The organism is Halobellus sp. Atlit-38R, from assembly GCF_003665925.1.
Lineage (GTDB): Archaea > Halobacteriota > Halobacteria > Halobacteriales > Haloferacaceae > Haloquadratum > Haloquadratum inordinatus.
In genome coordinates, this window is sequence record NZ_QXIJ01000015.1 from 48,878 (window position 1) to 61,688 (window position 12,811).

At 51.7% G+C, this 12,811-nt stretch carries 9 protein-coding genes and 3 pseudogenes; 6 read left to right on the plus strand and 6 right to left on the minus strand.

Annotated features, from left to right (window positions below; all coding sequences use genetic code 11):
* Nucleotides 1-9: 9 nt before the first annotated feature.
* Nucleotides 10-1,455, minus strand: coding sequence for a DUF58 domain-containing protein (locus D3D02_RS15595; protein ID WP_158599388.1), 1,446 nt, complete (start codon nt 1,453-1,455; stop codon nt 10-12).
* 236 nt (nt 1,456-1,691) lie between these two features.
* Between D3D02_RS15595 and D3D02_RS15600 the strand changes: the two genes are divergently transcribed.
* Nucleotides 1,692-3,851 (plus strand): DUF4129 domain-containing protein, encoded by a 2,160-nt coding sequence (locus D3D02_RS15600; RefSeq protein ID WP_121570914.1) that lies wholly within the window; start codon nt 1,692-1,694, stop codon nt 3,849-3,851.
* A 548-nt stretch (nt 3,852-4,399) separates the two neighbouring features.
* Here D3D02_RS15600 and D3D02_RS20355 read toward each other — a convergent pair.
* Nucleotides 4,400-5,647, minus strand: a complete 1,248-nt coding sequence (locus tag D3D02_RS20355; protein WP_147435632.1) for a hypothetical protein — start codon at nt 5,645-5,647, stop codon at nt 4,400-4,402.
* A gap of 88 nt (nt 5,648-5,735) precedes the next feature.
* On the opposite strand from D3D02_RS20355, the gene D3D02_RS21650 reads away from it, so the two are divergent.
* Nucleotides 5,736-6,170 (plus strand): DUF5658 family protein, encoded by a 435-nt coding sequence (locus D3D02_RS21650; RefSeq protein WP_394337735.1) that lies wholly within the window; start codon nt 5,736-5,738, stop codon nt 6,168-6,170.
* A 1,527-nt stretch (nt 6,171-7,697) separates the two neighbouring features.
* Here the strand turns inward: D3D02_RS21650 and D3D02_RS15610 are convergent.
* Nucleotides 7,698-8,126 carry a type IV pilin gene (locus D3D02_RS15610; RefSeq protein ID WP_121570916.1) on the minus strand — a complete coding sequence of 143 codons (429 nt, stop codon included), beginning with the start codon at nt 8,124-8,126 and terminating at the stop codon, nt 7,698-7,700.
* A gap of 359 nt (nt 8,127-8,485) precedes the next feature.
* On the opposite strand from D3D02_RS15610, the gene D3D02_RS15615 reads away from it, so the two are divergent.
* From D3D02_RS15615 to D3D02_RS15630, 3 genes and pseudogenes are all read left to right on the plus strand, one after another.
* Nucleotides 8,486-9,502, plus strand: a complete 1,017-nt coding sequence (locus D3D02_RS15615) for a DUF1616 domain-containing protein (RefSeq protein WP_121570917.1) — start codon at nt 8,486-8,488, stop codon at nt 9,500-9,502.
* A 76-nt stretch (nt 9,503-9,578) separates the two neighbouring features.
* Nucleotides 9,579-10,160, plus strand: a pseudogene (locus tag D3D02_RS21230) (transposase DNA-binding-containing protein); the annotation flags it as partial.
* 187 nt (nt 10,161-10,347) lie between these two features.
* Nucleotides 10,348-10,602 (plus strand): annotated as a pseudogene (locus tag D3D02_RS15630) (IS4 family transposase); the annotation flags it as partial.
* A 281-nt stretch (nt 10,603-10,883) separates the two neighbouring features.
* Here D3D02_RS15630 and D3D02_RS15635 read toward each other — a convergent pair.
* The 3 genes from D3D02_RS15635 to D3D02_RS20360 all read right to left on the minus strand — a co-directional run bounded on the left by D3D02_RS15635 (nt 10,884) and on the right by D3D02_RS20360 (nt 12,219).
* A complete protein-coding gene (locus D3D02_RS15635; protein ID WP_121570919.1) occupies nt 10,884-11,129 on the minus strand; it encodes a PRC-barrel domain-containing protein in 246 nt (81 codons plus the stop codon).
* Nucleotides 11,130-11,422: 293 nt separating this feature from the next.
* Nucleotides 11,423-11,683, minus strand: a complete 261-nt coding sequence (locus D3D02_RS15640) for a hypothetical protein (RefSeq protein ID WP_233560678.1) — start codon at nt 11,681-11,683, stop codon at nt 11,423-11,425.
* A gap of 128 nt (nt 11,684-11,811) precedes the next feature.
* On the minus strand, nt 11,812-12,219 hold the full coding sequence (locus D3D02_RS20360) for a hypothetical protein (RefSeq protein WP_147435633.1): 408 nt from the start codon (nt 12,217-12,219) through the stop codon (nt 11,812-11,814).
* Between the two features lie 276 nt (nt 12,220-12,495).
* Between D3D02_RS20360 and D3D02_RS15645 the strand changes: the two are divergent.
* A pseudogene (locus D3D02_RS15645) lies at nt 12,496-12,811 on the plus strand (RNA-guided endonuclease TnpB family protein); the annotation flags it as partial.

The following is a 12,811-nucleotide window of genomic DNA, read 5'->3' on the forward strand; positions in this document are numbered from 1 at the left end:
AGTGAGTCACTATTCATAAGTCTGGGTGCCCTGTCGGCGTGCCGTAAGAATTGCATTCAACCGATCCTGTGGGCCGACCTCAAGTACTGTCGCTCGGGGAAATTGCTCTAATTCGCGTCTGAGCTGTTCAAATTCGACATACTGTTCGTATGCCGTATCAAGTTCGCTGAGCTGCCCCGGCTGGAACAAGACCGCTGGGTGGAGGAACACAATGACGTGGTTGTCTTTTTGCACGGCGAGCCGGACTGCTTCGCGCACGCGATCTGGACGTGAGTCGTCAGTAAATATCATCGTCCATACAGTCCCACGGATCGTCGCTTGAATCCGTTTTACAGCGGCAAACAGCGCATCCTGCTTAAATCGTTTAACATATGTGTCTGTTGTCTGAAAGAATGGTTGGAGGACGGATGCAAACTCTGAGTCATCAGCGCTTAGCTTAGTCTCCCTCTTTCGGACTGTGCTTGGTCGTGTCAAGCGTGTTTCTGTGAGGGTCCCTTCAGAGTCCTGTGTTGGTTCAAGTGATCGCAGTGTCGTGCGGATTTGCGTATAGATCCCGGCTGCTGTCCCCGGGTTTTGTCCCATTGTCAGCCCCTGATCGCCAACCGTGTAGAGGCCGAGAGATCCGCCTGTGGTTTCAACTGCTCGTGTGACTCCCAGCGCAACCTCACGCGCATAATCAAGCATCTCTTCTCCGCGTGGCCCAGCGCTCATTGACGAACGGTGATCCACCAATAACATCGTTTGCCTGTCGGTCTCCGCTTCGAATTCCCGGACGTGCAACTCGTTCAGCCGTGCTGTTGCTTTCCAGTCGATACGAGCGACCTGATCACCCGGTACATACTGGCGTACTTCTTCAGGAATAAGCCCCCCTCCCCGAGAGTCTGCCTCGTAGTTGCCAAAGACTGCGAAGACGGGATCGCCGGACTGCCCGACGTGGATATTGTCGGGCTGTGGTGGTTCAACGACAATCGCAGGTGGAGCCTCGCCCAGCAGTGTCTCTTGTAGGAGGCCTTGTTCATCTGTCAGTGTAAGCTCCGGTTCTGGGAATGTATATTCGCCTGCGACAGCAAAGCTCACAGTAAATGTTGTTTCTGCGGACTGTTCGCCCGGTCCGAGTGTCACAGATCGGGTCTCAACTGATGACTCACTTTGGGCACCGACAGGAAGCGGCACTATTACATCGATCGATGTTCCGGTTGCCGTTGCCCGCTCAACGTTTGCAGTGATCAGAATTTCTTGATCTGTCGCAACTGTATTCATCGCAGGTGTCACTGAAACGGTGGTCTGTTCATTCGCTGTTCTAAAGGATTGAATAGCGGCATACTGACACGTGAGAAACCACGCACTCAAGCCAACGCCGCCAAGAAATGGAAGAATCCGAGCAGAAAGAACTGCGATACCGATCAAAACACTTCCGACCCCGGCCACAAGCCAGGCCCGGCGTGTCGGATACATATCCATCAGAATTGGCGCAATCTAATTGAAGCCTTCCTTTTCTGTACTAGTTGACCAGATCCCAATAAGTGTCAAATAGTCATAAGATATAAGTGTAAAACGATTCTAGGAGCCGCTGGGGAGCCAGAGGCACATTCCTTCCCCACTAACTCACCCCGCGTTACCCGAGGTTGGTGAGATATTTCTGGAGGTGATTTGCAGTCTTTATAAGTTTCTCCGGTGATACCCCCACGCTAATGGCTGACCTCAGTCGCTGGGCATATCTCTGCCTTTTTTGCTGCTTTTTGCTTCTCGTTAGCTCTACTGGGGGCGTGGTCGCTGCACCGGCTACGGACGTCAGCGCTGGCTCACCAGCGTCTATTGCATCGGAGCCAACGTTCTTTCAACAGTCAACACAGAACAATACGACCCAACAGAAGAACCCAGACACGGTGAATGACGATGGTGACCTACAGCGTGTGCAGTCCCACCTACAGAGCCAACTGTTAGGCAAACTGAATACTGGCGTGATACACCTCGATCAGGGCGAATACGAACGGGCACGCGCAGTCCTTGGTGATGAGTATTCTGAGGAGTATGACAAATATGTCGACGTCCTTGGGGAAACCACAGGTGGTGATGGTGAGGGAGGTCCAGGAGACGGCTCAGCTGACGCCTTCAACCAAGCGCAAGAAAACCAACGTAAGCTTGCGTCAACGGTTGATACCTTCCAAGAGACACAAGAACAATATCAAGACGCTCGACAAGCCGGGAATGAAGAACGCGCACGGGAGTTGGCTCGAGAGATAAACCAACTTGCTACCGAGACGAACACGACTAGCAGACAACTCCGCGATAATTACCAGGTAATCGGGACCACTACCGGCACCGATGTGAGTACTGAGATCCGCGTTATTTCAACCATTACGCAAAACGTTACTGAGTCCAGAGCCGAGATCGTCGAACGAGAATTCGTTAAAACCCGACTCCAAATTGCCTCGAGCCCGGCGGAACTGAATGGCTCTTTCAGTGATCCCCTCTTCATTACTGGATCACTTCGGACACAGACCAACGAATCGCTCGCCAATCGCCCTATAACGCTTTATTTCGGCCAGCGATCCATCCAAACGACTACCAGTTCGACCGGCACATTTGCTCTTTCATATCGACCTCGGCTCATCCGCGTCAACACCTCGAATGTCTCTGCGCAATTTACACCAGAGTCGGAATCTCAGTATTTGGGTACTAATACTACTGCTGAGGTGACGCTCCGTGAAACCACGGCTGAAGTGCGTTCCCAGACGAGTCCAGGTTCCCTTTCGTATGCTGCCCGTTTGAACACAAGCGGGGTACTGCGCACTACCAATAGCTCTGTTTCTGGTATCCCGCTTGCTCTCTCAGTCGGTGGGCAACGGATTGGGACAACAACAACCGTCTCAGATGGCAGCTTTCGGTTCACATCACGTCTCCCAGCGAGTGTGTCCACTGGGAACCAGTCGCTGCGTATTACGTCTGCACAATCTGGGCGGGCGATCAGCGTCAGCCCAACAGATTCGCAGGTTCGCATTATATCTACGCCCACTGAACTTGAGATGTCTGCAGCCCAAGCGGGTACTCGCAGTCTGACTGTGACTGGAACCTTACGAACGGACAGTGGTACTCCTGTGTCAGGCCAGCCTGTGCAGCTCCGACATCAAGGTGAACTCATTACACGTACACTCACAGCACCCAATGGCTCATACACCACGACTATTTCACTGCCATCGTCCGTCGAGCCGGGTGATACGGTTGCCGTTTCAGCACGCTATGTTGCTCCCGACTCAAACCTCAACGACTCACGTGCGACCGTCTCAACAACACTTGCTCAGATCGGCTCGGATGAGACGTCACAGACGGACTCAAATACGGGAACAGGGTCTCCGCTGACAACTGCCCGGAATGTTGTTGCTTTCCTTGGTGGAATCGCTATTTTAGGGGTGATTGCTGTGGCGGGTCGATACCGACGCCGACAGGAAGAGCAACAAGAGTCAACTCCCCAGGCAGAGGCCCCTAATGAAACCCCTACAGCGTCTTCCACTACACAGAATAACGCTCTCCTTGCAACCGCTGACTCACACCTCGATCAGGGGAACACGGATCTTGCTGTCATCACTGCGTACAAACAGCTTCGGCAAGAGCTAGCTGCACGGCATTCTCTGAGTGAGACCCACTCCCTGACACATTGGGAACTGTACCAGTTGTGTACAGATATTGATGATATTGATGATCTCGACAGTGAGGCGATGCGTTCTGTGACAGAAACGTATGAACAGGCAGCCTATAGCCCGCACGCAGTCACAGCTGCTGGTGCACAGTCTTCCCTCGCTACAGTTCGGGCCTTTCTCCAGTCCGACAAAGACACTCTGAGCGATACGTAGCGAGCAACCTCCTTTTTTGGATTGTGGGTACTTCCAAGAACAGTCTTCGATTAGTGTTGCTCAGCCGGTCCAAACCGCTCATCAACGCCGGGGCTCTCAGCTCAATCTTCTAGTCTTCGTCCCCACCGTTCGGTTGTATCGATGATTCGCAGAGAATGTTATTGGCTGTGACCACCAATACAGTCGTTTCGCTGGTGAGACTGCCGAAAGAAGCAGATTCACCAGTCTCAAATTGTGTATCGCTATCGCCGTCAGTAACCCTGAATGAGAGCTCCGTCCGGGACGAATCGTTTCGAAGTCTCGTAGTTAGTCGGGCGACTTCTACGGGATCTCCACCGGTATGTGTGACGGAGACAACATCATTTGTGTATTCAATTGAACACTCAGTAAGAGGACGGTCATCACTTATTTGCCCAGAGTAATTTGCCAGTACCAACCCGCCAGCAAGAGACACTGAGATGGTTATAAATCCTACTAACAAAAGCGAATCAATGACTTCTGACTGGGCTCGATTGCTAGACATACTCATCGTGTGAAATTCCAAATATCTAAGGTGTCTGGCAGGTGAACTCAGACAAGCTTAGTGACTCTTTTTTTCTTACTGGTTTGTCGCTGAAGCAGGTCTGATAGGCAGCATCGTTCCCATCGAGCAGTCTGATTTCAACGTATAATTTTTTTTCATTGGGTTGATTAGGGGAAGTTGGAATAGTGAATGATTGAGTCATCTGACGGCTGTTCTCTCCGAATGGTGTGTTGCCGGCGCTATCCTGAAATAACTCCATCTGTATCTGGCCATTCGAGTCCGCTTGCGTTACCGCACCTGAAGCCTCGACCTGATTGATGTTCCCATCAGACACCTCCACAGTTAGGGTATCGAACCTAGGCTCGCTCGGGTCAGGTGGCGATGGATTCTGATTGTCTGGTGGCTGAGAGGCCATCCCTACTCCTTGACTAACAGTGTTCGTATCGGCGGGGGACGAATCGATTCCAACGGTATTGAATTTGAGCGATTCGGCATCGGCAGTGATGTTGAGATAGTGAATACCGTCTGCAACTGCATTTTCTTCAACACCATTATATCCATCAAAACGACTCAGCTCGTCGTCCCAGTACTCGGTGCCGTTCAGTCGAGTGGGAATATTGAGTGTAATATTTCCTTCCCAAGAACTGGAATTTATGCTCGCACTCTCAGTTGGGTACAGTTCGACTGTGACTCGTCCAGTCGATGTTTCGTGGATCTCATTCTGTAATGCTGTGAGTCGGGCTGATGCATCGTCTTGAATGATATTCTGGTCCTCGTAAACAGCTACCCGCCCACCGGTTTCGCGCTCGTCAAGATATAGTACCGAGTGTTCATACCAAATTGAACCGATGTCCATCTCGTTGTAGCCATTCCTATATTCGAGAAACCGTGTCGAGACATTTGTTGGATCAGCACCGGTCTCATTCACGATGCTAATATTATATGCGTCGCTAGTCCGCAGTGTTCCTGTTGGAGCAGACGGGTTCACTGCGACGGTCCGAGCCGGATAGGTGGTCCCCAATCTAATCGTTGGATATTGTGAGACGTCGGCTTGACCAGCCGTCGCAATTGCGCTCCTGATCTCAATCATATCGCTCTGTACCTCTTGGAAATGGCGAAATTCGACTTCTCGATTCTCTTGGGGGACAAATTGGGCCTGGTATACTGACAGAAGAATTATAACAATTGCAAAAATAAATATAAATCCGATAACAGTAGAGACTCCCCGCGAATCATCGCTGAAAGAAGAAAGGGACTGATCTCGCAGAGACATATGAATATAGAATGTTTATGCCCGACGGACTTCAAGATTGTGTCATATTTTACTCTGCAGAGCAAGCATAGATAACAATTTCACTACGATGTCTCGCTTCGCACTTCTATCGAAGTTCGTACGACCGATCTGGACCTATATTACAGCCTCATTCGATTTTTCTGACTACCGAATTCGGAGACTCACATATTTGTACCTCATAGTCACGTGCCTGCACGGTGTTCTCGATCCTGCCATCTCATACATCGGAATCGAGATTTTTGCCCGGGGCTGGGAGGCTAATCCTCTAATGCGGCTGCCAATGCAAAGTGGACCAGTTATGTTTCTCCTCGTTCACATACCACTGTATCTCATCCTTCTTCTTTCGTATGTGATGATGATAGAACTACTAAATCGAGAGCTACAAAATGGCACAGATACTGTATATCATCTCGCTTTCGGTGGCCTGACACTCTTGTGTGTGTGGGGGGTCTGGTTGAATATTCGAAATCTGCTGACACTCGTGAGCGGAGCTGGCTGCTGAACGCCACGACCACCGTCTTGACACGATGAGGGATCCCGAATTTTCCACTCCCCCGGCTTAGTTCGGCTTCTCAAAGGGTTTTAGAATATGTTGAGACTCATTCACCGTGTCTGGATTCGGGAAGTTGGGCTTCGACTGCTTAATCCTCAGTCGCATTCGCATTCGTGGCTAACTCAGCCAACTCATCAGAGTCTTGTTCGATCACATCAATTAGTTGGCGGGCTGTTCTGAGTTTATACGTACCTCAGGATCGTTAGCTTCCTCTGTAGCACTTTTAAGGAGGGCGTCAATCGAACTCACGGGTGTGTCCGCCATATAGAGAGCTTAGTGTTATCCCTAAAATAGCATTTGGAAAACAAGTGTACACATCAAGCAGTGGTTTCTGTACCATTGCTCGCCTGCGAAAAGGTTCAAACGAGGGAGCGAGGCGGATTCCCCACCCACTGTGGAGGGGAAGGGAGGAAACCGCCATCTGCTGGTCACCTGAATAGTGACGTGCCTGATATCCCGACGTACTGTCAGTGGTCGACGGTCAACGGCTGTCGCCAGTCACACTCTGGCATCCGTGTTCGGTTACCACTCTCAGTAATATTCTATAGGTTCGAGATTGCCTGAGCCGGGCGTAGACGGCAAAATCGACCGATACTCAAACCCTCCAGAACCGTCGGCTCGGGCTTAACCGAACACCGATCGGGAGTTACTGACTTCGCTCAACGTACAGAAGCCGCCTGCGCCTACGCTAGGCCAAGAGCGCGGACAGCATCAGCAGAGATGGTGATGCCCGATTCGGAGTACGTCACAGATTCGTCTGTGACATCCTCGATGAGAGCCGCTAGCGCACGGTAATAGCTCGGTGGTCGGGCTGACTGGATCCGTCGCGTCGCCTTATCTTCGAAGGCAATCGCACGCTCCCGCACAAATAACTCGGCAATTGTCTCACGAAGCTGAGCGGGTGCGTCATCAAGCCACTGGGGAAGGGAGGTGACAGTTGTGGCCGTCTTATTTCCAGTCGGGGCCCCGGCGACCATCAGACAGCGGCCAAGAATACTTCCGTGAGTCCCGGGCCACAACTCCCTCGTACGATCCTCAGTCTCAACTCGGACGCCAACGCCAACGTTCTCAAGGGCCGTTTCAAGCTGTGTGCGCCCTTGGGCTGTCTCGGGTGTCCACGTAGGGCGATAGCCTTGCTTTTCGATACTCCCACACGCAAACACACCCGCACACAAGACTGCCAGTGCCTGTGTCTCCTGGGTCCAGTCGTTGCTGAACCAGTTCTTTGCTGTCGCAATCTCAATGGCACGGACGGCGTCTGGTTTCGCGCCGTCAAGCCAGGGTCGGACACGCCCACGGGGGATTTCTAACTCACGGGCGATGTGAGTGCTACTTGCATCGTCAGGATACCGCATTGCGGCGCGATATTGCTCTACCACATCGTATGTATCCGCGACTGACTGATGTGCATAGGTCCGCGCCACCGCTTCTTCATTCAGTATGACGCCCATATCGCAAAAAAGCGCTGGGGCCGAATTAGCTACTCGGTGCCTGGCTTTCGGAGATGATCGCGGAGTTGCCGCTATCAGGAGCATTCCACACGATGCGGAGCGTCTCTCCTGGATCATAGGTCCCGTTTGCGATTTCTTCGCCGGCAGTGTATGTACTATCGGAACCACCACCAACCAATGAGATGGTATGTCCAGACGTGTTCGTTTCAGAGATGCCGAGTGTGCTGTTATCTAGGGCCTCACCGGTATTGTGAGTTGCATTTACCACAGTACCACTCTGATTATACTCCCAGTCGATTGTTGCTTGGGGGGACGTCTGCTGAACGTTATTTCCTAGGTTCAACACGAATGACCCAATGACTGCAGCCAGAATCACGGTAATGGCGACCATAAGGATCACCCCGATCACTGGCGACACGGCGCTGTCGTCTGTGAAGATTTCTTTGATATCCATAGTTGTACGACACTTTCGACAGTAGTTTCCTCTTACTGTCTGCGTGTCCTGACTCACTCTTTTAACTCCTGCCTATTAAATTAAACTCTTCATTTTCCAAATATGAAAACCAAGGAAAGGTGAGACAATCTGCCGTGTTACATCCCAATACAGCTATTACAAGCCACCCTTCGCTATTCGTCTAAAAGTAAACTTAGTCTTACACGTCCGCTCATATATGTAGTTTCTACTTCTCGTTAAGAAGCTCCTAAAAGGCAAGCGCTCGCTGGGCTTTTGCGGACACCGAAAACTGTGGAGCAGCATCGCCAAGCTAATCCTCAAAGACACCGTTTATATTTCTGAAGCAACTGCCGGGACATATGACAGACGACACCCGATGGCAACTGCTCCTTCCATCGGGACTTCGTAATCTTCCTGCTGATCTTGCAGCGGTCGTCGTTCTCGTCTTTCTGACGATCGCCGCGGTCGTTCTGCCAGGGATCCGGACCACCCCACTTCGCGTTCTGTTTGGACTCCCGTTCGTGCTTTTTGTCCCTGGGTATGCATTCATTGCCGCATTATTTCCAGAACAAGGACACGGGCCGTCTGATGAGGAGACTCCAGATGCTGGGAGTTCCACAAGAGGGATTGACGGGATCGAGCGTGTCGCGCTGTCCTTCGGGCTTAGCATTGCGATTGTCCCACTTATCGGGCTTATTTTGAACTTCACTCCGTGGGGGATTCGCCTTGGGCCGGTACTCGCGAGCGTTAGTGCATTTACGCTGGTTGCAACAGCTGTGGCTGCGCGCCGCCGGTGGGAACTTCCATCTGAGGAGCGCTTCCGCGTTCCATATGGCCGATGGATAGAACACGCCAAAGCGGAGTTTCTTGATCCAGATACACAGCGTGATCAAGTCCTTAATGTCCTCTTGGTGCTGAGTATTCTTCTTGCGGTCAGCAGTGTCGGATATGCCGTCGCTGTCCCGAAACCGGGAGAGAGCTTCACCGAACTATATCTGCTCACAGAAAACGAAGACGGTGAGTTGGTTGCTGATGGGTACCCGAGCACAGTGACAGCCGGCGAAGCGCAACCGCTTGTCGTTGGCATCGGAAATCACGAGCACGAACAAGTTCAGTATACCCTTCTCGTTGAACTGCACCGTGTCCAGACCCAGAATAATTCAACGACAGTGCTCCAGCGCGAACAACTCACCCGCTTCGACCCCACACTCGATGCGAATGAAACATGGCATCAACCACATACTGTTAGGCCGACTCTCACAGGAGAGCGTCTTCGACTCACCTACTTACTCTATCGCGGTTCCCCACCACAACAGCCATCTGTTGACTCCGCATATCGTGAGACCCACCTTTGGCTCAATGTCACAGAGATGTAAGGAGGAAGCCCACGGGTTTACTGCTGTCTCTTACCCACAACTCCTATCGCCGTAGTTCGTGGAACCTGTGGCCAAGATGCAGAGCGGTTCACGAAGCCGTCGAGCTGATGTAGAAGAGGCTGAACTGTGTCAAACGGACGTCTCTGGCACAGTTCGCAAGGAGTTCAAGTCTGCTGAGTTTGGTGACGAACGGCTCACTGACCGATTGATGCAGTCGGAGATCGGCTCAGGGCACCTGCCAAGTCGATCCCTAACGCCTGCGAGGACTGGGCCTCCACAAAGGCTACATACCGATTTTGCGATGACGAGCGTGTGGATCCGAAGCGAGATTCTTGATGCGCACAAGCGAGAACAACGCTCACGCGTCCGTGATACGGAGGAGCTTCTAGTCATCTCTGACACGACCGAGCTTGTGTTTCCGAGACATCCGTCAAAGGAAGGACTCGGTGACATCGGCAACTACACCACGGATCTCGAAGGTGTCAAGGTTCACTCGACGATCGGAGTCGATCCACAGACACATCGCATGACTGGGGTCATCGATCAGCAGTCGCTGATCGAGGACCAACAGGCCAGCACCAAACACGACGCGAATGGGAAGGGTGAGCCGATCGAATTAGAAAGCCAACAGAAAAAATGGATTCGAGGGAACAGGCAAGCCAGCTAGTACCTAAGCAAAGTTCTGGAGATTGAGAATTCTAGAGAGCCATTGATGACTTCGTGAGACAGGACATAGCTGCTATTCCACAAGCAGCAACCTCCAAAACTTCTCTTGATTACTAGACTGGCTTGCCGAGGAGATTCGACCGATATTTATCCACGACCGAGGGGCCGATGCATTTGCGTTCTACTCGGTGATTGCGTGGAAGGTGCAGGAGTTGCGGGAACTTGCTCGGGGAGAGACATACTACTCACCTGATGTCCTTCTGAGCGAGACTGAACGGTCAATTCTGGAAACGAAATTTCCAGAATTGACCGACAACGAGGCTCAAGCGTACGCAATTGCAGTTGCGAAGATCGGTGGCTACCTTGACCGAAATTCCGATCCACCGCCCGGTTGGGAGACAATGTGGAAAAGCCTCAAGAAACTTCAGACCTGAGCGGAGGGATACGAACTGCACTCCTGAGACACATGGGTAAGAGACAGGACTTCAGTCGTGGGTCACTGACTCGGGGGGCGCTTGAGGGTGGCTCTGGAATCGAGATACATTTGACTGTGATGTCGACCCAGGTTGTAGCAGCACCCAGGGTGTCATAGAAGACTTCCCACACCTACACAGGAACCGCCCACGAGTGCCGACTGGTAGGAAAGTGTACTTGCTTGGCTATGCGGCTTAGCCATTTAGTATAGCTACTCAGTATAGCTACACAATATAGCTGATCAGTGTCTGGATGGCTTGACCAAGAGGTAGTCGTGTTTTGCTTCGACCCTATTAGCAGGGACAAGTAACATTCCATCTTCGATCCGATTGAAGCCCCCAGTTGTCTGGCCATTAGGTTCAACACGTAGGTATTCAAGTTTCCCTGTCTTGACATTCATTGTGACATTCTCTATAGTTCCAATCTTGACACCATCGGTCGTCATTACGGTACAGCCGCTAAGGGAAGATGCAAAGACCGGCTCCATATTGACCAATTTTTGTGCATACTAATAGTATACAAGAAGACTGAAAATGCCGCTTTAGCTAATTTCAGGCACTAAGTTAAATAGCTGAGTTATACATCTAACTTATTTAGCTATTCTTCCGCACTGGCATTTTCCGTCTAGTGTGTCGCAAAATGTCGATTTGCTCGTTAGATCGGAGCAAGCGAGTACCAAACTAGGCCAAGAGATTGGATAAGCTGACTAAATGAGCCAATTAGATGAGCTAATCAGATGAGCTAAGTAGAATAGTTATATCTACAGATCAGCAAGGCGGTTCACAGTAGATCTCGCGGAACAGTATAGAGATTCGTGTCGTCACCCGGTTCTACATCGATTGGGGCGTCCGCTGCATTCCGGGGTGTCACGAGATCTTCTGGGTCCTCCACGATTTCCAACGGATAGACGTGCTGTGTTCCACCGTATCCTTCGATAATCTCGATTGCGACTGCAAACTCGAGTTCGATAGAGGGCGCCTCGGCTGCTTGGAGGAGATCCTCTGGAACTGTATCACCTACATTGTAGGACCCTTCGGACATCATCGGGACTTTCTCGTTCCCTCCATATGTATCCTCGCTATCAGGATTTCCACACGCGGTCAAGGCGAATGCCTTGGGACTTGACCCCGAGTCAATTCACGTGGAATTAGGCTTCTGGTTGTAATTGTCTATATTGGCAATCCCTCGGTGAGGCTAAGGACTCCGTTTCCGATCTCAATCACTGCAGTATGGTCTGGTGCTGCATCAATGTGACAACAACAGGTCTCTTGACACTCACTGTTGAGTGCCGCTCGCACTGTATACTTGCCCGGCGGGAGTGTGTTCACTTCACTCTTCATCGCCCCCGGTTTGATGGTATACTGTGACTCAAATACGACATCACCACTTGCTGTGGTGACTTCCACGGCAAGGTCCGAAGCAGTGTGTTGGCCGTAACTTCGAATATGAATATCTTCAGTGTTCAGCAAGCGCGGATCAGTTTCAGTTGTATTGGCGCCAGCAGAATTCGGCGGAGAAACGTCGCTTCTCGCCTGGTCAGCAGCAGGCTGCTTTCGGCTGGTCTGTCCAGGACTCATACTTGAGCGCTAGACACCCATCGGTAAATACCCTCTCTAGGCTGAAAGCACCGTTTGAGTATATTGATGAGGGCGGCGTTCGCAAGAATTGATCGGTATTGTTGTCACCTAAGTCAAGGCGGAGGCCCCACCCTCAAGGAGCGCAGGGCTTCCGCCTCTGGTGGAAGCACAAGCGAGTAGGGTGGGGAGGAAGCCGACCCGGCACTGACCAACCGCCAGACTGTTGCCCACTAACTCCCAATCATTAAGTAACCACAAGTAGATATGTGAAATATTGTGGAGCACCGTCGAACTGCCGTTATCAAGCTCGACACGCCCGAAGGTGCGGATGCATACCTTCGAGAGACTGTCGAGCAATTCAAATACTGCGCCAACACCGCGAGCAAGTGGTGTTGGCACGGCGACGACGACGGCTACCACATTCTCTCGAAAGCCAAAGCTGAACGCGCGCTCTACGACCAACTACGTGAAGACACCGAACTGACAGCGAACCTCGTCCAGAAGGGGATTCGCCAAGCCGTCGAAGCCACCAAAAGCGGCGTCGAACGCCTCAAGAATGGCCAACACACGTCCCGGCCGACGTTCACGGCCG